Raw genomic sequence first — 21,670 nt, 5'->3', positions numbered from 1 at the left:
AGACCAATCCACTGCTCGTGAGGCTGCGATGAAACAGACAGGCCGCCTGGTATTAGGTGCTGACGCGACGGGCGAACCCAGCGTCCACCCGCTGCATCTGGCCAATCGTCACGGTCTTATCGCCGGTGCGACGGGTACTGGCAAAACGGTGACCTTGCAGCGCCTCGCGGAACAGTTCAGCGAGGCTGGCGTCGCTGTTTTCGCGGCGGATATCAAAGGCGACTTGTGTGGCCTGGGTGCCGCTGGCGATCCGCAAGGAAAGATCGCCGGGCGGATCGCCAGCATGCCCTGGCTCGACCATCGGCCCCAAGCGTACCCGGTGGTCTTGTGGGACGTGCACGGCGTGAGTGGCCATCCACTGCGGACGACGCTTACCGAGATGGGACCGTTGTTGCTAGGCAATCTGCTGGAGCTGAGCGATAGCCAGCAAGCGGCGCTCTATGCGGCATTCAAAGTGGCCGATCGCGAAGCGCTCCTGTTGCTCGATCTGAAAGATCTCAAGTCATTGCTTGCTCATTTGAAACTGCATCCTGAAGTGCTCGGGGACGATGCAGCCTTGTTTACGAGTGCATCGTCACAGGCGCTGTTGCGGCGGCTGGCGACACTGGAGCAGCAGGGAGCCGAAGCGCTCTTCGGTGAGCCGGCGCTGGCGCTTGAGGACATCTTGCAGCCAGCGCACGACGGGCGCGGACGGATCCATCTGTTAGACGCCAGCCAGCTCGTGCATCAGGCGCCCAAAGTCTATGCGACTTTCCTGCTGTGGCTACTGGCTGAGCTGTTTGAACAGCTTCCCGAGCGCGGCGATGCCGATCGACCTCTGCTCGCGCTGTTCTTCGATGAAGCGCACCTCCTTTTCAACGACACTCCGAAAGCCTTGCAGGACAGGTTGCTGCAAGTGGTCAGGCTGATTCGCTCGAAGGGTGTGGGCGTGTATTGCGTCACCCAGTCCCCCACGGACCTGCCGGATGATGTGCTGGCTCAGTTGGGCCTGCGCGTGCAGCATGGGCTCAGAGCCTATACGGTCAAGGAACAGAAAGCCCTGCGGGCGGTAGCAGAAGGTTTTCGCACCAATCCGGCATTTTCGTCTCTGGACACTTTGGCCGGGCTGGGGATCGGCGAAGCGCTGGTCGGCGGTTTCGAGGACAGAGGCACGCCGTCGATGGCTCAACGTGTTGCAGTTGCGCCTCCTCAATCGCGGATCGGGTCGCTAACTGAGCGCGAGCGACACGACCTGATTGCCAGTTCACCCCTTCGAGGCCGTTACGACAGGCCGGTCGATCGCGAATCTGCTTATGAGATATTGCTCGAACGGGCGAAGCAGGCTTCCGACAACCAAACGCCAGTGAAGGCCGCTACGTCAAGAAACGAGGTCGCCGATGCGCTAGGTGACGCTGCCGGGCGGGTATTCAAGAGCGCAATGCGCCAGGCTGCGACGCAGCTGGGCCGGCAGTTGGCACGCGGGCTTCTGGGCTCTTTGTTGGGCGGTAAGCGGTGATCAGATGCGATCAGTTGCGATGGCTAAGCTGTTGCTGACGGCAGGGCGTGCGGTGCATATTTTTACAACGCTGCGAGTTACTTGGCTTCAGCGGCTTGCTCTGACAACTCTTTTTCGATTTTCTGCAACTCCGCCTTGAATACCTGATCGTGAACGGTCGGCTTTTTACGCCATGGCTTCCGCTCGGGATCGGGCTGCGCGGCATAGGTCGTTATTTCCCCGCCATACACAGCCTGGAAACGGTTGGCTTGCTTCTCCAGTTCGGCGCGTAGTTCTTCTTTTGTCACGTCTTGTTTTGCCTCTTTGTTATAGGTCTATTTGCAGCGCGGCGCGCTAAGGGGTGCGAGCTATAGGCTCGAATGAGGCCCGGCTCGGGTTGGGTGTGTGTGCGGTAGGCGAAACATTACTGCAAGCGGGCTAGGCTAAACAAGCGTGCCCGTAAAACTATCCGGTAGTAATGCAATATTGAGTCATATCATGAAGCATGCCCACGCAAGTTATCGCTAAAAGCGGGCTAGCGGTTTGAGCTGTAAGAACAAGTTTTTGCGGTCGGGGTAGTATTTCGAGGAGCCAGCGAGTTTAGCAATGTGTATCCACGGCAGGCGCTTACAAAAAAACCGCGCCTCATCGGGCGCGGTTTTTTTGCCACATCTAGTTAGCGAGCCGACTGGCTGGCCACATCATTCGGCGCACGGCCATATACATCGTCCAGACGCTCGATGTCATCCTCGCCCAGATAGCTGCCCGACTGAACCTCGATAATTTCCAGCGGGATTTTGCCAGGGTTGGCCAGGCGGTGGATGGACGTCACCGGGATATAGGTGGACTGGTTTTCGGTTAGCAGGAACGTCTTGTCGTTGCAGGTTACCTGGGCGGTGCCGGAGACGACGATCCAATGCTCGGCGCGATGGTGGTGCATCTGCAACGACAGCTGCGCACCCGGGTTGACGCAGATCCGCTTGACCTGGAAGCGACCACCCATATCGACCGAGTCGTACCAGCCCCAGGGGCGGTAGACGGCGCAGTGGTTCTGCGTTTCGGAACGGTTCATGGCGTCGAGCTTGTTCACCAGCTTCTTGACGTCCTGGACCTTGTCCTTGTGAGCGATCATGGTCGCGTCTTTGGTCTCGACCACAACGATGTTATCCAGGCCGACTACGGTTACCAGCTTGCCGTTACCGTGAACCAGGCAGTTGCGGCTGTCTTCGACAATCACGTCGCCTCTGGTCACGTTACCGTTTTCGTCTTTTTCCAACACATCCCAAAGCGATGACCAGGAGCCAACATCGCTCCAGCCCGCAGACATGGGCACGACGCATGCCAGTTCGGTTTTTTCCATTACCGCATAGTCAATGGAGTTGTCCGGGCAGCAGGCAAAGGTGGCTGGATCGATAAGCAGCTCTTCGCCGTTCTTGATGCTGCGCTCCAGTGCAACCCAGCAGGTGTCATAGATATCCGGATCGTGCTTCTTCAGCTCGTCCAGGAAAACGCTGGCACGGAACAGGAACATGCCACTGTTCCAGTAGTAGTCACCGGAATCGACGTATTCCTGAGCGCGAACTTCATCCGGCTTTTCAACGAACTGTGTGACGCGGTTAACGCCTTCTGGCAGCCCGTTACGTCCCTCGTGATCGCATTTGATGTAGCCGTAGCCGGTTTCCGGGCTGGTGGCAGGGATACCGAACAGGACCATGCCACCATTTTCGGCTGCATTGGTCGCCAGGGCTAGGGAGCGCTGGAAGGCTTTATGGTCTTCGATGACGTGATCGGCCGGCAGCACCAGCAGCAACTCGTCGCGGTCATCGGCAAGCAACTTCATCGCTGCAATGGCTATTGCCGGAGCAGTGTTGCGGCCGAACGGTTCAAGCATGAGGCCCTGAGTTTGAAGCTTGCGTGCGGCCAATTGCTCTTTGACGATGAACCGGTGTTCCTTGTTACAGACCAGCAGGGGCGCTTGCATGCCTTCGAAGGCCAGGCGCTCAATCGTCTGTTGAAACAGTGTCTGCTCCGCCGTAAGGGCGAGGAACTGTTTGGGGAATGCCTTCCGCGAAAGAGGCCAGAGTCGAGAACCGCTGCCGCCTGAGAGGATGACCGGAATCATGTTGTTTCTCCTGAATCGTTGAGAAGGGAAAGTTCTTCTTGTCCATGTGGGCGGCCAGAGGTCTGTGCTCGCCATACGCTTCTTGGTCGGGCCTTCAGGTGCCGCGTGCCGTCAAGTTCAGTTGTCCTACAGGACCACTGTTTTCGGGGCGAACTGCGTGCTCCGAGCCTGAATGTGGGAGGTGCTGCCTGGTAGTCGATGGGCGCCGCACTTGATATTGCGGAGCTGATAGCGGTTCCGGGGTCGACGCCTGCGAGCGTCTGAACAATCTTGAGCAGGCAGGTGGGCATGCCGTTCAGCTGCGCTCTATCTGCCTGAGGCTGATGCGCCTGGTAGTCGTTGATAAGTACCGATACTGCGCTGATCCGGCCGGTCTGTTCTCTCTTGAACACGCCCGGCGACCTCACGGGTCTGCCTTGGCTGACACGCTGAAAACCTTGTTTTGAATTCCACTGCACGTTCATGTGCGACGTCCCTTTCCGCCTGGAAATGCCGGTACGCGCTTATGATTGCAGGTGCCTTCGGATAGTTCCCCGCTGGCGTGCCGTCGATCGGGGAGTTTTTGACGGGGGTAGAGGATGCGCCAGGCTGCTGGCGCTGTACGCTGTGATTGGCGGGCGGGTTCAGCTCTGGTGTGCAGGGTAGATCGCGTCTGGAGGCGTGATGGCTGGGCTCCCCCCGCCAGGAAAGCGAAGGGGGCACGGCCCGGCGGAGGGAGTCAGGCTTGAGCGTCTCGCAGAAATACCAGGTGATCAGGCGATGAACTGTCAGGGCAATAGCGATAGCCGTCGTAGTCAAAGCTAGTCAGCTGTTCGGGTTTTTTGATGCGTTCCTTGATCACATAGCGGCTCATCAAACCTCGGGCTTTCTTAGCGTAGAAGCTGATGATCTTGTATTGGCCGTTCTTCATATCCTTGAAGTCGACATCGATCACCCGCGCATTCAGTGCCTTGCGTTTCACGGCGCCGAAGTACTCGTTGGAAGCCAGGTTGAGCAAGACGTCGTCACCCTGTGCGGCCAGTGCTTCGTTGAGCCATTCGCTTATTCCTTCGCCCCAGAAGGCGTACAGATCCTTGCCGCGTGGGTTAGCCAGCTTCGTGCCCATCTCCAGACGATAGGGCTGCATCAGATCCAACGGTCGCAGGACGCCGTAGAGCCCGGACAACATGCGGAGGTGGCGCTGAGCGAAATCGAGATCCTCTTCAGTGAAGTCGTTGGCGTTCAGGCCGGTGTAGACATCGCCCTTGAACGCGAGGAGCGCCTGCTTGGCATTGTTCGGTGTGAAGGTCGCGTCCCAACTGCCATAGCGAGCCACATTCAGCGCTGCGAGCTTGTCGGAGAGGTGCATCAGTTCGCCAATTTGCTGAGGCGACATGTCGCGCAACTGGCTGATCAGCGCCTGCGCGTGGTCCAGGTGTTCGGGCTGGGTGAAACGTTGGGTCGTCGGTGGGGTGTCGTAGTCCAGAGTCTTGGCTGGGGAAATCACCATCAGCATGCAACGGTCTCCTTTAATGTCCGCAGATTCTAGGCGGTATAGCCGTTGTCGCTCCAGCTATGGCCTCGATTAGTTGTTGACCTTGACTCGGGGCGAGGGGGCACGCTCTTCTGTGATCTGACGAAGGAGGACACATGACCGACTGCAACCACTCGCACTGGCAGCCCTCGCACGATTACCGTCCTCTTGAGACGGGCGCAGAAAAACAGACCTGGGCTGTTGTGCTGCTGACGGGCTTGGCCATGGTCGCCGAAATCGTCGCTGGCTATTGGTTCAACTCGATGGCTTTGCTGGCGGACGGCTGGCATATGGCATCGCACATGGTGGCGATCGGCATGTCGGCGATCGCCTACTTACTCGCCCGACGCTATGCGTACGACCGGCGTTTTGCCTTCGGAACCTGGAAGATCGAAGTGTTGGCGGGCTTTGCCAGCGCTGTATTGCTGGTAATGGTGGCCTTGCTGATGATTGGCGAGTCGCTGATGCGCTTCTGGTCACCGGCCCGGATCGGTTTTGACGAGGCGCTATGGGTTGCGGTGATCGGTTTGTTGGTGAATATGCTGTCCGCCTGGCTGCTACGCGACCAGCCCCACCATCATGGCCACGATCACGATCACGATCACGATCACGATCATTCAAGCGCGCCAGGAAAGGACTTGAACCGTCATGCGGCTTTCATCCATGTGTTGACTGATGGCCTGACCTCAGTCGCTGCGATTGTGGCCTTGCTGGGCGGCAAATACTTCGGTTGGGGTTGGCTAGATCCGCTGATGGGCATCATCGGTGCGATCGTGATCCTGATCTGGGCCAAAGGCTTGTTGCGTGAAACGACAAAGGCGCTGCTGGATCGAGAAATGGACGATCCACTGGTGCGGCGGGTGCGGGAACGGTTGGAGCAACTGCCGGATACCGACGTGACCGATCTGCATCTGTGGCGAGTCGGGCGTGCGCAATACAGCTGCATCGTCAGTGTTGTCACTCATCAGCCATATTCCGCCGATCGCTACAAGGCTCAGCTGGCTGAGTTTCCAGAACTGGTACATGTGACGGCGGAGGTGAACAGGTGCGGCGAAAACGCGCAGGCTGATTAGCGAGACTAATCCTGGTTCAGGGCTGCGCCAAGCGCTATTCGTCGTTCCGATAAAAAAACATCATCAGTTTGAAAAAGACTTTTTCCTGTCATCTTTTTTGCGGTATTACCTCATGCAAGACCGCCGAAACCTGCACTCACAGGTGGCGGCCTCTGGGTGGCCCCAAGCCCCTGCCACCCAAGTCCGCTCACCTTGCGCACGGTGGTTCTTTCTGCGGCGGAGCGCTTTGGCCCTCCGTCGATCCGGCTCCGAAAAGGTGATCGCGTATGGATGACTACGGCAGACCCCGCGCAACTCAGCCCACCCTTTACGTTCTTGATACCAACGTTCTGATTCACGACCCCAACGCGCTGTTGAATTTCCAGGAGCATCAGGTCGCCATCCCGATGACCGTGCTCGAAGAGCTGGATCAGCTCAAGACCGGCAAGCACAGCGTGGCTGCAGAATGTCGACAGGTGATCCGCCTGATCGACAAGGTGCTGGGTGACGCTACCCCCGAAGAAGTCGAACTTGGCGTCCCCATTCAGCGTGAAAAAAGCGGCCCGTGCGGCAGCCTGTCGATCCTGATGAGCAAAGTCGCCGATTCAAACGGGCTGCCAGAGGACCTCAACGACAACAAGATCATCAATCAGGTCGTCGATCTGCAGCGACGCAGCGCGGACGTTCCGGTGGTGTTGGTCACCAACGACATCAATATGCGGCTCAAGGCGCGTGCCTGCGGCGTCGCCTCGGAGGATTACCACACTGACAAACTGGTCGACGACGTCGGGCAGCTGTCCCGCGGGTATCACAGCCTCAGCGGGTCGTTCTGGGATAGAGTCAGCAAGGTCGATACTCATCAGGGACATGGCCGCACCTGGCATCGGGTGCAGTTGATCGACAATTTGCCCGCCGTGCACGTCAACGAATTCATTCTCGATGAGCAAGGCTTCGTTGGCTGGATCAAGGGCATTAAGGCCGACGAATTGCTATTGCTCGACATGCATCAGGAGCCCTTGCTCCACCAGGAAGCCTGGGGGCTGCGGCCGCGTGATATTCATCAGGCATTGGCGCTCTTTGCACTGCTCGACCCGGATATTCATCTGGTCAATCTGACGGGTGCTGCGGGTTCGGGCAAGACGATTCTGGCCCTGGCGGCCGCCATTGAGCAGACAGTGGTGAGTAAGCGTTACCGTCGCATCATCGCTACGCGCAGCGTGCAGGGCCTGGATGAAGACATCGGCTTTCTTCCAGGCACCGAGGCGGAAAAAATGGAGCCGTGGCTGGGTGCGATCACCGATAACCTCGAAGCGCTGCACATGGACGACGAGAGCACTCACGGCAGCGTCGACTACATCCTGCAAAAGGTGCCGTTGCAGTTCAAATCCCTCAACTACATCCGCGGGCGCAGCTTCCAGCAGAGCCTGATCCTCATTGATGAATGCCAGAACCTGACGCCGCATCAGATGAAAACCATCATCACGCGGGCTGGTAGCGGGTCCAAGGTGGTGTGTCTGGGCAACCTCGCGCAAATCGATACGCCTTATCTGTCAGCGACGAGTTCGGGGCTGACCTACCTAACCGAGCGCTTCAAGGATTTCCCGCACGGTATGCACATCACCCTGCAGGGCGTGCCTCGTTCGGTGCTGGCCGAGTACGCCGAGGCTCATATGTAATTCGGGAGGGGCAGGGATGCGGTGCGGTCATTGTGTTTACAATGCCGCATCGATATCCGGAGTTGCCCACATATGCTTACTCACCTCGATGCCCAAGGCCGGGCCAACATGGTCGACGTTACTGCCAAGGCCGTTACGGCTCGCGAGGCGGTAGCGGAGGCCAGGATTCGCATGCTTCCCGAGACGCTGCAGATGATCCAGCAGGGCGGCCATCCCAAGGGCGATGTCTTTGCGGTGGCCCGTATCGCCGGCATTCAGGCGGCGAAGAAAACCCATGAATTGATTCCTCTCTGCCATCCGCTGCTACTGACCAGTATCAAAGTCGATCTGCAAGCGGACGGCGACGACTGCGTGCGGATCGAGGCCCGCTGCAAGCTGGCTGGCCAGACCGGCGTGGAAATGGAAGCGCTCACGGCTGCGAGTATTGCTGCGCTGACCATCTATGACATGTGCAAGGCGGTCGACAAGGGCATGGTCATTGAAAGCGTTCGGCTGTTGGAAAAGCTAGGTGGCAAGAGCGGACATTGGCAGGTGCCGGCATGATTCAGATTCAATATTTCGCCCGTTACCGCGAGGCTCTGGGCCTTGATTCCGAACAGCTGGAGTGGGACGCCTCCTGGCAACAGGTCGACGACCTCCGCTTGCGACTGCTAGAGCGCGGGGCCGAGTGGACGGTGCTGGGTGAGCAGAATCTGATGTGCGCGCGCAATCAGGAGCTGTGCAGCCTCGACGAGCCACTGGCCGACGGCGATGAAGTGGCATTCTTTCCCACCGTGACGGGAGGCTGACCATGGGCGTACGAGTCCAACAGAGTCCATTCGACCCTGGCGCCGAGCTCAATGCCTTGCATGCGGCCAATCTCGGTATCGGTGCGGTCACCGGTTTCGTCGGCTACGTACGTGATTTCAACGACGGTCGCGATGTCGCCGGAATGTTCCTTGAGCATGCCCCGGGAATGACCGAGAAAGCGCTGCAGAAGATCATCGACGAGGCTGCTGGGCGCTGGCCGCTGCTCAGGTTGGAGATTCTGCACCGAGTAGGGCGCTTGGAGCCGGGGGAGCCGATCGTGTTTGTCGGTGCCGCCAGCGCTCACCGCGAGGCCGCTTTTGATGGGTGTCGATTCGTTATGGATTATCTGAAGACCCGCGCGCCTTTCTGGAAAAAGGAAGACACCCCGGATGGAACACGATGGGTCGAAGGTCGCTGCAGCGACCGGGATGCGGCCGATCGCTGGCAACAGGGTCCGACCGACTAGCCAAATGCGAGCTAGGATCCGAAGACCAGACTCTAGGTGCATAAAAGGCGAAGCCGGGTCGTGCTTCGCCTTTTTTTTCTGCGCTTAGCGCTTGGGTGGGACAGCTGCCAACAGCTCGGCAGGCGGCATTTCGCAACTGATCGTTCGACCCAGCAATGCCTCGATCGCCGGCAGGGCGAACGAATCGTCTTCCCCGGCAAAACTGATCGACGTGCCGCTGGCCCCAGCCCGGCCGGTACGGCCGATGCGGTGGACGTAGTCGTCGGGGACTTCCGGCAGGGTGAAATTGATTACGTGGCTGATGCCATCGACATGAATCCCGCGGCCGGCGACATCGGTGGCAACCATCACGCGAATCTTGCCTTCGCGGAAACCTTCCAGAGCTCGGATGCGCTTGTGTTGTGGAACATCGCCTGACATTTGAACAGCGCTGATGCCATCGCGGGTAAGGCGTTCCTCAATGCGACGCACCTCATCCTTGCGGTTGGCGAAGACCATCACGCGGGTCCAGTCATTCTGGGTAATGAGGTTGTAGAGCAACTTGTATTTGTCGCTGCCTGCCACGGCATACACGTGTTGTTCGACTGTGTCGCTGGCCACGTTGATCGCTTCGATCTCGACGATGGCCGGCTCCGTGGTCCACTGCTTGGCCAGATTCATCACGTCTTCGGTGAAAGTTGCCGAGAACAGCAACGTCTGGCGTTCGCTCTTGGGGGGCGTCTGGCGAATGATCTGGCGGACCTGAGGAATGAAGCCCATGTCCAGCATGCGATCCGCTTCGTCGAGCACCAGCACCTCGACCATGTCCAGGTGCACTTCGCCGCGCTGATTGAAGTCCAGCAGGCGCCCGGGCGTTGCTACCAGGATGTCGCAATAGCGGGATTCGAGCGCCTTGAGTTGCTTGTCGAAGTCCATGCCGCCGACAAAACTCATGACGTTCAAACCGGTGTATTTGGTCAGGTTCAGCGCGTCATTGGCGATTTGCACGACCAGCTCACGAGTCGGCGCGATGATCAGGGCACGTGGCTCGCCCATGTATCGGTCCGCAGGTGGTGGGGTTTGTAGCAGCTGAGTGATGGTCGAAATGAGGAACGCGGCGGTTTTGCCGGTGCCGGTCTGGGCCCGGCCGATAGCGTCGCGGCCTTTGAGGGTAAAGCCGAGAACCTGAGCCTGGATCGGCGTGCAATAAGGAAAGCCAAGGTCGTGAATGGCGTGCATAAGCTCGGGGGCGAGCTTGAAGTCATGAAACCGGGTCTTGCCCTCGGCTGGCTCGACTGCGAAATCTTCCAGCTTCCAGACTGGCGCCGGCGGGGCGGCAGGCTTGCTTGCCCGTTCACGGCGCGGCTTGGGGCTGACCTTGGGGGCGTCATCCTGTTGCGTTTTGGTCTTTTCGAAGTACGCCGGGTCACTGGCGCCATGGTGTATTGAGGTGCTGCTTTCAGCTTCGGTGGTCACAGGCTGGTTCGAGCCTTTGCCAAACATCTTCTTTAGTGCTTTGAGCACGGTCTTCTCGTCTTTGTCTTGTAAGGTTTGCTCGCCAGTGTAATGCAAGAAGCAGATACGGCGAAGACTTGCTCAGGGATGGTCGGTCGCAGCGCTGTTTCACCCGCAGACGCGATTTCGGCCCTGTTCCTTAGCTCTGTAGAGCGCGCGATCAGCCACGTTGATGAGGCTGTCCAGATCATCGTTCAATCGCATCGGAGCAACGCCAATCGAGATGGTCACACCCGGCAGTAAGCCGATGGGCGAATGGAACGAGGCGACATCTTCAAGGCTGCGACGTAGCCGTTCTGCAACGTTTCGCGCATCTCCGATGGTCATCTCGGGCAGCAGCACCACGAATTCTTCGCCACCATAGCGCACCAGGCTGTCGGCTGGGCGCAGCAGTTTGCCGAGTGTGTTGACCACCAGGCAGAGCGCATGATCACCCGCCAGATGCCCAAGTTTGTCGTTGTATTCTTTGAAACGATCGACGTCGAGCATCAGGAGCGAGAGTGGTTGGCCGCCCAGCGCGCAACGGGCGCTCTCGCGACCGTAGATATGCTCCAGCCAGCGGCGATTGAACGAGCCGGTCAGCTTGTCGATATTGGCATTCTGCTCGCTATTGATGATCAGGCGGTCGCTCAGGCGCACGCGTTGGCAAAGCAGTTCGGCCAGGTTCTGCATCAGCTGTGGCGAGCGAGTCAGCAACTGCATCGAACGGCGATGCACGCGCAGCAGGGTTGAGTCCTCCAGGGCCAATACGTAGGCCGATGGGGGCAGATCGTCCATGAAGCTGATTTCTCCCGCGCAGTCGCCGGGACCGACTGAGCGAACCGGGCTGCCTTCGAGCGAATCCAGATGGACCGCCAGCTCGCCGCCAAGAACCAGATAGAGATAGTGGTTATGTACGTGCGGCGATAGCAGAATTTCGCCAGGTACGGCCGTGCATGGCTCGAAGACTTCCTGCAGCAGGCGCAGACAGGGTTCGTCTACTCTGTCTAGCAGGCGCGCCTGTCTGAGGTGATGCATTTCAACCCGCCAGCTGGCCGGGTTCATGGCTGCACAATCCGCTCGGATGACATCCTCGTCATGACTATCGCACGCATCCCTTCAAGGCTGGCTAGGTCGGCTTCTGCTGGCCGCGATGCAGCGCTACAACGGCAGGCGCATCGAGTTTTGTTCTACCCATGCCAAGCGTAGCTGTAATCACCAATCAAGACAGGCGCGCAGCGTCACATTTTTTCTTTGCAGTCGGTCAACTATCGCTGAGTACATCAATCCAGCCGAGCGGCCAGCCATTCGCCGATATCGCGAATTTCCTGGGGTATCACCTCGTGGGCCATCGGATAGTCCTTCCATTGTGCCTGCACCTGGTTCTGTATCAGGCAGTCATAGGCGGCACGCCCCATTGCGGGCAGCACGACATCATCCCTCGCACCGTGTAGCGCCAGTACCGGAAGCGCGGCCTGCAATGGCGACAGCTTCAGGTCCGGATTGAAGGTCGGTGCGTAGGTGGACAGGGCAATGACGCCACCCAAAGGGCCGGGCCAGCGCAGGAAGGCTGTGTGATAGACGACTGCACCGCCCTGGGAGAAGCCGGCCAGGAAAATGCGAGCGGGATCGATGCCACTGTCACGCTGTGCCTCGATCAGGTCGATCACGCTTTGCGCTGACTGTTCCAGTTGCGCCTGGTCGATGGCGCGAGCGGGGCTCATTGCGAGGATGTCATACCAGCTCGGCATGGACCAGCCACCGTTAATAGTGACCGCGCGAGTCGGTGCCTGGGGTAGCGCGAAGCGTGTCGTCGTCAGCCGTTGCTGTAACGCTTCGGCGACTGGCTGGAAGTCGTAGCGGTCGGCGCCGAGGCCGTGCAACCAGATGACGCATGCGTCGGCGGTAGTTGCGGGTTCGATGATCAGCGGGTCACTCATGTTGGGCTCCGTTCGGGCGGCACGCGCCAGGTTGGTGCGGGCGCAGAGAAAAAATGCAGCAATCTGCGGCGAGGTTACCTGTACCGAGCTTGGCAATGAAGGGCACGGAAGCCTTCGGGGGGGCTTTCAGAGTTCTGGTACGCCGCTTGCTTTGTCTGATTTGCCCAATGCGCCGGAAGTCACGGCACTTCTGCAAACTGCGTGTAGGGAGGAGTTGCTGATAATCAAACGGCGGCTAGACTGAGGTCAGTTTCTTCTTCGCCCTCTCGAAAGGTATCGAGCGGCAGCCTGTGATCCAGGCGGAAGACTCTGACCACAAGAATAAAAGCAAACTGGAGGTTTCGATGATAAGGGTTAAATCCACACTGGCCGTGCTTGGTGCCGCGACACTTTTGGGCGCAAGCGGCTTGGCTCAGGCAGGGGCGACTCTGGACGCGGTGAAGAGCAAGGGTTTCGTGCAATGCGGCGTCAGCGACGGGCTACCTGGCTTTTCCTACACCGATGCCAAGGGTGAGTACAAGGGAATCGACGTGGATATCTGCCGTGCCGTTGCGGCTGCGGTGTTCGGCGATGCGAGTAAGGTCAAGTACAGCCCACTGACCGCCAAGGAGCGCTTCACGGCGCTGCAGTCCGGTGAAGTCGACATGCTGTCGCGTAATACGACATGGACCAGTTCGCGTGATGCTGCAATGGGGCTGAACTTCACCGGCGTCACCTACTACGACGGGCAGGGTTTTCTGGTCAACAAAGCGGTCGGTGTTTCCAGCGCCAAGGAACTCGACGGCGCGACCGTCTGCATCCAGGCGGGCACTACCACCGAACTGAACCTTTCCGACTACTTCCGCGCTAATAACCTCAAATACACCCCGATCACCTACGACACTTCCGATGAAAGCGCCAAGTCACTGGAGTCAGGACGTTGCGACGTGCTCACTTCTGACCAGTCCCAGCTTTATGCCCAGCGCATCAAGCTGGCCAAGCCGGACGACTACATCGTATTGCCTGAGGTCATCTCCAAAGAGCCACTCGGCCCGGCCGTGCGTCAAGGCGATGAAGAATGGTTCGATATCGTTCGCTGGGCATTGTTCGGGATGATCAATGCGGAGGAGCTGGGTATCACTTCGGCCAATGTCGAAGAGAAGGCGAAGAACACCAAGAATCCTGACGTGGCTCGTCTCTTGGGCGCCGAAGGTGAATACGGCAAGGATCTGAAATTACCTAAGGATTGGGCGGTTCAGATCGTCAAGCAAGTCGGCAACTATGGCGAAGTGTTCGAGCGCAATATCGGTTCAGGTAGCGAGCTGAAGATCGAGCGCGGCCTGAACGCGCTTTGGACCAATGGAGGTCTGCAGTACGCACCCCCAGTGCGTTGACCGAGCTGGGTTGGCGCTCTGCCGACCTTGTTTCAAGGATGAGCGCTGCCGGTGCCTGTGCACCGGCAGCGCCGTATGAGGTTTCTTGATGCGAACCATTGCCAAAGCAGGAGCCGCCCGCGGCTCGTTGCTCACGGACCCGCAGGCGCGTGCCTTTCTGTTTCAGGTCATCGCCGTAATAACAGTAGTAGCGATCGGCTGGTTTCTGTTTCACAACACTCAGACCAACCTCGCCCACCGAGGCATTACGTCAGGCTTCGGTTTTCTCGATAACGCTGCCGGTTTCGGCATTTCCCAGCATCTGATCGACTACAGCGAGAGCGACTCTTATGGTCGTGTCTTCTGGGTTGGCCTGCTCAATACGCTGCTGGTCAGCATCATCGGGATCATCCTGGCCACTATTATCGGGTTCATTCTCGGGGTGGCGCGGCTTTCGCCCAATTGGCTGATACGCAAGATCGCGACTGTCTATATAGAGACGTTTCGCAACATCCCGCCATTGCTGCAAATTTTCTTTGTCTACTTCGCAGTGCTCAGCCCGCTGCCAGGACCGCGAGAAAGCCTGAGCCTTTGGGATGTGGTGTTCATCAACAACCGAGGCGTTCAGATGCCCGCGCCCAGTGCTGGGGAAGGCTTCTGGTCGTTTTGGGTGGCGATGTTCGTCGCGCTGGTGGCGATCGTCATGCTCAATCGCTGGGCACGTGCTCGGCGTCACGCCACCGGCCAGACGTTTCCCATCTTTTCAGCCAGCCTGGCATTGTTTATCGCAATCCCTTCGATCTCCTCGCTGGTGATGGGGGCGCCTTTTCTTTGGGAGGTGCCCGAGCTTCAACGGTTCAACATTCGCGGCGGCTGGGTTGTGATCCCCGAGCTGGTGTCGATTGTGCTTGCGTTATCGATCTACACCGCGGCTTTTATCGGTGAGACAGTCCGTGCAGGTATCCAGTCGGTCAGCCACGGGCAGACCGAAGCGGCCGCTTCGTTGGGCCTTCGTCCGGGACGTGTGTTGCGTCTGGTGATTATCCCCCAGGCCATGCGGGTGATCATTCCGCCACTCACCAGCCAATACCTCAATCTTGCGAAAAACTCCTCGCTCGCGGCTGCGATCGGTTATCCCGACATGGTTTCGCTGTTTGCCGGGACGGTGCTAAACCAGACCGGTCAGGCGATCGAAACCATGGCCATCACCATGAGTGTGTACCTCGCCATCAGCATCAGCATCTCGCTGCTGATGAACTGGTACAACAAGCGCATTGCGCTGATCGAGCGGTAAGGACGAGCGCATGACGACCCATACTTTCAAACCGGACCTGCCGGCGCCCTCCACCAATATTGGTGTGGTGGGCTGGATGCGGGCCAATCTGTTCTCAAGCTGGATCAATACGGTGCTGACGCTGGTCGGCCTTTATCTGATCTGGTTGGTAATCCCCCCGATCATCGACTGGGCAATGATTAAGGCCGATTGGACAGGCGAAACCCGTGCCGACTGCAGCCGTGAAGGGGCATGCTGGGTGTTTGTGCAGACGCGTTTCAGCCAGTTCATGTACGGCTTTTACCCGCCGGAGCTGCGCTGGCGCGTGGACGCCACTGCCTGGCTCGCCATCATCGGCGCGGCGCCGCTGTTCTTGCGTCAGATGCGGCACAAGGCGAGCTACGGTATCGCTTTCCTGGTGATCTATCCGTTGTTGGCCTACTGGCTGCTGCATGGCGGTTTCCTGGGCCTGGAGACCGTTCCGACCAGCCGCTGGGGCGGCCTGATGCTGACCATCGTTATTGCCGCTGTCGGCATTGCCGGTGCGCTGCCGCTCGGGATTCTGCTGGCCCTGGGCCGACGTTCGGATATGCCGGCGATCCGTGTCCTGTGCATCACCTTCATTGAATTCTGGCGCGGCGTGCCGTTGATCACGGTGCTGTTCATGTCCTCGGTGATGTTGCCGTTGTTCCTGCCTGAGGGCATGAATCTCGACAAGCTGATGCGCGCCATGGTGATGGTGGTGTTCTTCGAGGCGGCCTATATCGCCGAAGTGGTGCGCGGTGGCCTGCAGGCGATTCCCAAGGGTCAGTACGAGGCGGCGGCGGCGATGGGTTTGGGCTACTGGCGCAGCATGGTGCTAGTGATACTGCCGCAAGCGCTGAAGATGGTCATACCCGGCATCGTCAATACCTTCATCGCTCTGTTCAAGGACACCAGTCTGGTGATCATCATCGGTCTGTTCGATTTCCTTAACAGCATCAAGCGCGCCACCTCGGACCCTGCCTGGCTAGGTATGTCGACTGAAGGTTACGTATTTGCGGCGCTGGTCTACTGGATTTTCTGTTTTGGCATGTCGCGCTATTCCATGCACCTGGAACGCAAGCTCGACACCGGTCATCGAAATTAGGAGAGGCAACATGAACGACACATCTCTGCAACCCGAGCAGCCTGAGCAGGCCGGTGAACCGGTCATTCAGATGCAGGGTGTACACAAATGGTTCGGCCAGTTCCATGTGCTCAAGGACATCAATCTCAACGTGACCCAAGGCGAGCGCATCGTATTGTGCGGGCCCTCGGGATCGGGAAAGTCTACGACCATTCGTTGTCTCAACCGCCTTGAGGAACACCAGCAAGGGCGCATCGTGATCAATGGTGTGGAGCTGACCAACGATCTCAAGCAGATCGAAGCGATCCGCAGCGAAGTGGGCATGGTATTTCAGCACTTCAACTTGTTCCCGCACCTCACCGTCCTGCAGAACTGCACGCTGGCACCCATGTGGGTGCGCAAGATGCCGCGTCGCCAGGCCGAAGAAGTGGCCATGCACTATCTGGAACGCGTACGGATTCCGGAGCAGGCTGACAAGTTTCCGGGGCAGCTTTCCGGGGGGCAGCAACAGCGCGTCGCGATTGCCCGGGCGTTGTGCATGAAGCCGAAGATCATGCTGTTCGACGAGCCCACATCGGCGCTGGACCCGGAGATGGTCAAGGAAGTGCTGGATACCATGGTTGGCCTCGCCGAAAGCGGCATGACGATGCTCTGCGTGACCCACGAGATGGGCTTTGCACGCACCGTCGCTGACCGGGTGATCTTCATGGACAAGGGGGAGATCGTTGAGGAGGCGGAACCCGAGACCTTCTTCACTAATCCGAACAACGAGCGCACCAAGCTATTCCTCAGCCAGATCCTCCACTGATTCAGCGTTACATCGGGGGCGTGAGTCATCAGCTCGGACTGAACGCTCACCTTCCGTCACTGAGCTTAAATCGGCGGCGTCCCCTTAGCCTCGGACGTCGTCATGGGCTAGAATACGCGGCCCGACTGCTCCCCCCTCCGAGGCTGTTCCGACGATGTTGATCCTGCGCGGCGCCCCCGCTCTTTCCGCCTTCCGTCACGGTAAGCTCCTGGCCCAATTGACCGATAAGGTCCCCGCTGTCAGCGGGTTGTACGCCGAGTTTGCTCATTTCGCCGAGGTATCCGGCACGCTTGGTGCGGATGAGCAGCAAGTACTGGCCCGGCTGTTGAAGTACGGCCCAAGCGTTCCGGTTCAGGAACCGGCAGGAAGGCTGTTTCTGGTCATTCCACGCTTCGGCACCATCTCGCCATGGTCGAGTAAGGCCAGCGACATTGCGCGCAACTGCGGCCTCGACAAGATTCAGCGCATTGAGCGCGGCATTGCCTACTACGTCGAAGGCGATTTCTCGGAGGCCGATGCTGGCTTGGTCGCAGCGGCTCTGCACGACCGGATGACCCAACTGGTGCTCGAGCAGTTCGAGGGTGCGGCGGATCTGTTTAGCCACGCACAACCCAAACCGCTGCGCGCGATCGATGTACTAGGCGGCGGCCGTGCCGCGCTGGAACAGGCCAATGTGGAGTTGGGTCTGGCTTTGGCCGAAGACGAGATCGATTACCTTGTTACCAGTTTCAACGGCCTTGGGCGTAACCCGCACGACATCGAGCTGATGATGTTTGCGCAGGCCAACTCCGAGCATTGCCGTCACAAGATTTTCAATGCCAGCTGGGACATCGATGGTGAAAGCCAGGAGAAGTCGCTGTTCGGCATGATCAAGAACACCTTCCAGATGCACGGCGAAGGCGTGCTGTCCGCTTACAAGGACAACGCCGCTGTCATCGTGGGTAACGTGGCCGGACGTTTCTACCCGGACGCGGAAACGGGCGAGTACGCGGCGAGCCAGCAGCCCGTGCACATCCTGATGAAAGTGGAAACGCACAACCATCCGACCGCAATCGCGCCGTTCCCAGGCGCGGCCACTGGCTCGGGTGGCGAGATCCGGGACGAGGGCGCTACCGGGCGCGGCGCCAAGCCCAAGGCCGGCCTCACAGGATTCACCGTCTCCAACCTCAACATTCCTGGCTTCGAGCAGCCTTGGGAAGTGCCGTACGGCAAACCCGAGCGCATCGTGACGCCGCTCGACATCATGATCGAGGGGCCGCTGGGTGGCGCAGCGTTCAACAACGAATTCGGCCGTCCGGCCCTGAACGGTTATTTCCGGACCTTCGAGCAGACAATCAGCACCCCGCGAGGCGAAGAAGTGCGGGGTTACCACAAGCCGATCATGCTGGCTGGCGGTATGGGCAACATCCGTGAAGATCATGTTCAGAAAGCTGAGATCTCGATTGGCGGAAAACTGATCGTGCTCGGTGGCCCGGCGATGCTCATCGGTTTGGGTGGCGGCGCAGCCTCATCCATGGCGACCGGCAGCAGCTCCGCCGATCTGGATTTCGCATCGGTGCAGCGTGACAACCCTGAGATGGAGCGTCGCTGCCAGGAAGTGATCGATCGCTGCTGGCAGCTCGGCGACAAGAACCCGATCAAGTTCATTCATGACGTCGGTGCTGGTGGCCTGTCTAACGCCTTCCCGGAGCTGGTTAATGACGGCGGTCGTGGCGGTCGTTTCGAACTGCGCAACGTGCCTAACGATGAGCCTGGCATGGCGCCCCATGAGATCTGGTGCAACGAATCCCAGGAGCGATATGTACTGTCAGTCGATGCAGCGGACCTCGAGCGTTTCGAGGACATCTGCACGCGTGAGCGCTGCCCCTTCGCTGTAGTCGGCGAAGCCACGGCCGAGCCGCACCTGACGGTAGCTGACAGCCATTTCGGCAACAATCCGGTTGATATGCCGCTCAACGTCCTGCTCGGCAAAGCGCCGCGCATGCATCGCAGCGCTGTTCGCGAGGCCGAGCTGGGGGATGACTTTTCGCCTGATCAGGTCGACCTGTCCGAGGCGATCGATCGCGTACTTCACCATCCAGCAGTCGCCAGCAAGAGCTTCCTGATCACCATCGGCGATCGCAGCATCACCGGCATGGTCGCGCGTGATCAAATGGTCGGGCCGTGGCAGGTCCCGGTGGCTGATTGCGCAGTCACGGCTACTAGCTATGACGTTTACACCGGCGAAGCCATGGCCATGGGCGAGCGCACACCGCTGGCCCTGCTCGACGCACCCGCATCGGGCCGCATGGCCATCGGCGAAACACTGACCAACCTCGCTGCAGCACGTATCGAGAAGATTTCCGACATCAAACTTTCCGCCAACTGGATGGCCGCTGCTGGGCATCCGGGTGAGGATGCGCGCCTGTTCGACACAGTCAAGGCGGTAGGCATGGAGCTGTGTCCGGAGTTGGGCATCACCATTCCGGTCGGCAAGGACTCCATGTCGATGAAAACCCGCTGGAGCGAAGAGGGCGTAGACAAGTGCGTGACCTCGCCGCTCTCGCTGGTAGTGTCCGGCTTTGCCCCGGTTGTTGATGTCCGCCAGACCCTGACGCCGCAGCTGCGTCTGGACAAGGGCGAAACCGATCTGATCCTCATCGACCTGGGTCGCGGCCAGAACCGTATGGGCGCGTCCATCCTGGCGCAGGTCTACGGCCGGATGGCGCGTCAGGCGCCGGATGTCGACGATGCGGAGGATTTGCAAGCCTTCTTCGCCGTAATTCAGGGGTTGAACGCAGACGGGTTGTTGTTGGCTTACCACGACCGTTCCGACGGCGGTTTGCTGACCACTGCGCTGGAAATGGCGTTCGCCGGCCATTGCGGACTCAACCTCAATCTCGATTCGCTTGTTGAAGCGGCCACTCACATCCCGGCAGCGTTGTTCAACGAAGAGTTGGGGGCGCTGATCCAGGTTCGCCAGGGCGATACGGAAATCGTTCTCGCACAGTTCAGCGCGGCAGGCCTTGCCGATTGCGTTTCGGTCATCGGGCAGCCGGTCAATAACAGCCATGTGGCAATCAAGTTTGAAGGCGCAGATGTTTTCGCCGGTGATCGCCGTCTGCTTCAGCGGCAGTGGTCCGAGACGAGCTATCAGATCCAGCGCCTTCGGGACAATGTCGACTGTGCCGATCAGGAATTCGACGCACTGCTTGAAGAAGACAACCCGGGCTTGAGCGTTACCCTAGGTTTCGACGTGAACGACAATATCGCCGCGCCGTACATCAAGCGTGGCGTGCGGCCCGAGGTGGCGATCCTGCGTGAGCAGGGCGTCAATGGGCAGACTGAAATGGCGGCTGCGTTCGACCGTGCAGGTTTCGCCGCCGTCGACGTGCACATGAGCGACATTCTGTCGGGACGTATCAGTCTGGAGCGATTCAAGGGGCTGGTTGCGTGTGGCGGTTTCTCCTACGGCGACGTGCTGGGGGCTGGCGAAGGGTGGGCCAAATCGATTCTGTTCAATGGCCGCGCTCGCGAAGATTTCAGTGCGTTCTTTGAGCGCAAGGACAGCTTTGCCCTTGGCGTCTGCAACGGGTGCCAGATGTTGTCGAACCTTCACGAACTGGTACCCGGCAGCGAGTCCTGGCCGCACTTCGTGCGTAACCGTTCCGAGCAGTTCGAAGCGCGTGTGGCGATGGTACAAGTGCAAGACTCGCCATCGATCTTCCTCCAGGGAATGGCCGGATCGCGCCTGCCGATTGCCATTGCCCACGGCGAGGGTCACGCGGAATTCGAAAGCGAAGAAGCGCTGCTTGAAGCGGACTTGTCCGGGACGGTAGCGCTGCGCTACATCGACAATCATGGCAAGGTCACCGAGCGCTATCCGGCCAACCCTGGCGGCTCGCCGCGCGGCATTACGGGTCTCACCACGCGGGACGGACGCGTGACGATCATGATGCCGCATCCGGAGCGTGTATTCCGTGCCGTGACCAACTCGTGGCGCCCTGACGAGTGGCAGGAGGATGGCGGCTGGATGCGCATGTTCCGTAATGCCCGGGTCTGGGTAGACTGAGGTTGGATTAGGGTAGAGAGCCCGAAGCGTGCAAGCGTTTCGGGCTTTTTCTTGTCCGAAGACGAGCCGCCCCGCCATTGCTGAACCAAGCAACGACGCCAACGTCTGATCTTGACCTGGGGCACCCAATACGCTCTGGACCTGAACACAATCCACTCGGTGGAGCGCATGCTCCGCCAACCGTTTCTGTGCGGAGATGTTGATGTACAAGCTGTGTTTCTATGTTCCGGAAAGCCATCTGGATGCAGTCAAGAAAGCGGTTTTCGCGGCGGGCGCCGGGCGTATTGGCGCTTACGATAGTTGTTGCTGGCAGGTGCTAGGGCACGGGCAGTATCGCCCGCTGGAGGGCAGCACGCCGTTTCTCGGACAGCATGGCCAGGTCCAATCGGTATCCGAGTGGAAGGTTGAACTGGTGGTCGCTGATGAGCTGATCCACGATAGCGTTAAGGCGCTAAAGCACACTCATCCATATGAGACGCCTGCCTTCGAGGTGTGGCGACTATCCGATTTGCAGTTCTGATTGAATGATGTCCAAAGAAAGCCGAGTCGCCATGGGCGACTCGGCTTTTTTGC

The 21,670-nt window shown here is 59.1% G+C and carries 18 protein-coding genes; 12 read left to right on the top strand and 6 right to left on the bottom strand.

Annotated elements, in window-relative coordinates:
- Positions 1 to 28: 28 nt before the first annotated feature.
- Positions 29 to 1,495 (top strand): helicase HerA-like domain-containing protein, encoded by a 1,467-nt coding sequence (locus ACQKIK_RS03880; protein ID WP_499134823.1) that lies wholly within the window; start codon positions 29 to 31, stop codon positions 1,493 to 1,495.
- Between the two features lie 77 nt (positions 1,496 to 1,572).
- Here the strand turns inward: ACQKIK_RS03880 and ACQKIK_RS03875 are convergent, their stop codons facing one another.
- From ACQKIK_RS03875 to yaaA, 3 genes are all read right to left on the bottom strand, one after another.
- A complete protein-coding gene (locus tag ACQKIK_RS03875; protein WP_045429477.1) occupies positions 1,573 to 1,782 on the bottom strand; it encodes a hypothetical protein in 210 nt (69 codons plus the stop codon).
- A 368-nt stretch (positions 1,783 to 2,150) separates the two neighbouring features.
- The gene (locus ACQKIK_RS03870) at positions 2,151 to 3,596 is read right to left on the bottom strand and encodes a mannose-1-phosphate guanylyltransferase/mannose-6-phosphate isomerase (RefSeq protein WP_499134821.1); all 1,446 of its coding nucleotides are present in this window, start codon (positions 3,594 to 3,596) and stop codon (positions 2,151 to 2,153) included.
- A gap of 718 nt (positions 3,597 to 4,314) precedes the next feature.
- On the bottom strand, positions 4,315 to 5,091 hold the full coding sequence (gene yaaA / locus ACQKIK_RS03865) for a peroxide stress protein YaaA (RefSeq protein ID WP_499134819.1): 777 nt from the start codon (positions 5,089 to 5,091) through the stop codon (positions 4,315 to 4,317).
- Positions 5,092 to 5,225: 134 nt separating this feature from the next.
- Between yaaA and dmeF the strand changes: the two genes are divergently transcribed.
- The 5 genes from dmeF (at position 5,226) to moaE (ending at position 9,092) form a co-directional block, all read left to right on the top strand.
- Positions 5,226 to 6,182: a CDF family Co(II)/Ni(II) efflux transporter DmeF gene (gene dmeF / locus ACQKIK_RS03860; RefSeq protein ID WP_064481698.1), complete on the top strand. Its 957-nt coding sequence runs from the start codon at positions 5,226 to 5,228 to the stop codon at positions 6,180 to 6,182.
- A 266-nt stretch (positions 6,183 to 6,448) separates the two neighbouring features.
- Complete coding sequence (locus tag ACQKIK_RS03855) at positions 6,449 to 7,837, top strand: PhoH family protein (RefSeq protein WP_499134817.1); 1,389 nt, start codon at positions 6,449 to 6,451, stop codon at positions 7,835 to 7,837.
- A gap of 72 nt (positions 7,838 to 7,909) precedes the next feature.
- Positions 7,910 to 8,380: a cyclic pyranopterin monophosphate synthase MoaC gene (gene moaC, locus ACQKIK_RS03850; RefSeq protein ID WP_499134815.1), complete on the top strand. Its 471-nt coding sequence runs from the start codon at positions 7,910 to 7,912 to the stop codon at positions 8,378 to 8,380.
- Positions 8,377 to 8,625: a MoaD/ThiS family protein gene (locus tag ACQKIK_RS03845; protein ID WP_499134813.1), complete on the top strand. Its 249-nt coding sequence runs from the start codon at positions 8,377 to 8,379 to the stop codon at positions 8,623 to 8,625. The genes moaC and ACQKIK_RS03845 overlap by 4 nt, the downstream gene beginning before the upstream one ends.
- A gap of 2 nt (positions 8,626 to 8,627) precedes the next feature.
- Positions 8,628 to 9,092 carry a molybdopterin synthase catalytic subunit MoaE gene (gene moaE, locus ACQKIK_RS03840; RefSeq protein ID WP_499134812.1) on the top strand — a complete coding sequence of 155 codons (465 nt, stop codon included), beginning with the start codon at positions 8,628 to 8,630 and terminating at the stop codon, positions 9,090 to 9,092.
- 84 nt (positions 9,093 to 9,176) lie between these two features.
- Here moaE and rhlB read toward each other — a convergent pair whose 3' ends face one another.
- From rhlB to ACQKIK_RS03825, 3 genes are all read right to left on the bottom strand, one after another.
- Entirely contained in the window at positions 9,177 to 10,595 is a 1,419-nt protein-coding gene (gene rhlB, locus ACQKIK_RS03835; protein WP_499134811.1) for an ATP-dependent RNA helicase RhlB, read from the bottom strand.
- Positions 10,596 to 10,694: 99 nt separating this feature from the next.
- Positions 10,695 to 11,630 carry a GGDEF domain-containing protein gene (locus ACQKIK_RS03830; protein ID WP_499134809.1) on the bottom strand — a complete coding sequence of 312 codons (936 nt, stop codon included), beginning with the start codon at positions 11,628 to 11,630 and terminating at the stop codon, positions 10,695 to 10,697.
- Positions 11,631 to 11,848: 218 nt separating this feature from the next.
- The gene (locus tag ACQKIK_RS03825) at positions 11,849 to 12,505 is read right to left on the bottom strand and encodes an alpha/beta hydrolase (RefSeq protein ID WP_499134807.1); all 657 of its coding nucleotides are present in this window, start codon (positions 12,503 to 12,505) and stop codon (positions 11,849 to 11,851) included.
- Between the two features lie 344 nt (positions 12,506 to 12,849).
- Here ACQKIK_RS03825 and ACQKIK_RS03820 point away from each other — a divergent pair, with 344 nt between their 5' ends.
- The 6 genes from ACQKIK_RS03820 to ACQKIK_RS03795 all read left to right on the top strand — a co-directional run bounded on the left by ACQKIK_RS03820 (position 12,850) and on the right by ACQKIK_RS03795 (position 21,617).
- A complete protein-coding gene (locus tag ACQKIK_RS03820) occupies positions 12,850 to 13,878 on the top strand; it encodes an amino acid ABC transporter substrate-binding protein (RefSeq protein WP_045429453.1) in 1,029 nt (342 codons plus the stop codon).
- Positions 13,879 to 13,966: 88 nt separating this feature from the next.
- A complete protein-coding gene (locus ACQKIK_RS03815; protein WP_499134805.1) occupies positions 13,967 to 15,151 on the top strand; it encodes an amino acid ABC transporter permease in 1,185 nt (394 codons plus the stop codon).
- Between the two features lie 10 nt (positions 15,152 to 15,161).
- Positions 15,162 to 16,259: an amino acid ABC transporter permease gene (locus tag ACQKIK_RS03810; RefSeq protein WP_499134803.1), complete on the top strand. Its 1,098-nt coding sequence runs from the start codon at positions 15,162 to 15,164 to the stop codon at positions 16,257 to 16,259.
- A 10-nt stretch (positions 16,260 to 16,269) separates the two neighbouring features.
- On the top strand, positions 16,270 to 17,046 hold the full coding sequence (locus ACQKIK_RS03805; protein WP_045429444.1) for an amino acid ABC transporter ATP-binding protein: 777 nt from the start codon (positions 16,270 to 16,272) through the stop codon (positions 17,044 to 17,046).
- A gap of 154 nt (positions 17,047 to 17,200) precedes the next feature.
- A complete protein-coding gene (gene purL, locus ACQKIK_RS03800; protein WP_499134801.1) occupies positions 17,201 to 21,097 on the top strand; it encodes a phosphoribosylformylglycinamidine synthase in 3,897 nt (1,298 codons plus the stop codon).
- Between the two features lie 202 nt (positions 21,098 to 21,299).
- On the top strand, positions 21,300 to 21,617 hold the full coding sequence (locus tag ACQKIK_RS03795) for a YqfO family protein (RefSeq protein ID WP_046162747.1): 318 nt from the start codon (positions 21,300 to 21,302) through the stop codon (positions 21,615 to 21,617).
- Positions 21,618 to 21,670 lie beyond the last annotated feature (53 nt).

Origin of the sequence: Pseudomonas sp. NPDC047961 (genome assembly GCF_050272435.1) — a bacterium.
Lineage (GTDB): Bacteria > Pseudomonadota > Gammaproteobacteria > Pseudomonadales > Pseudomonadaceae > Stutzerimonas.
This window is presented reverse-complemented; position numbering and strand designations above follow the sequence as displayed.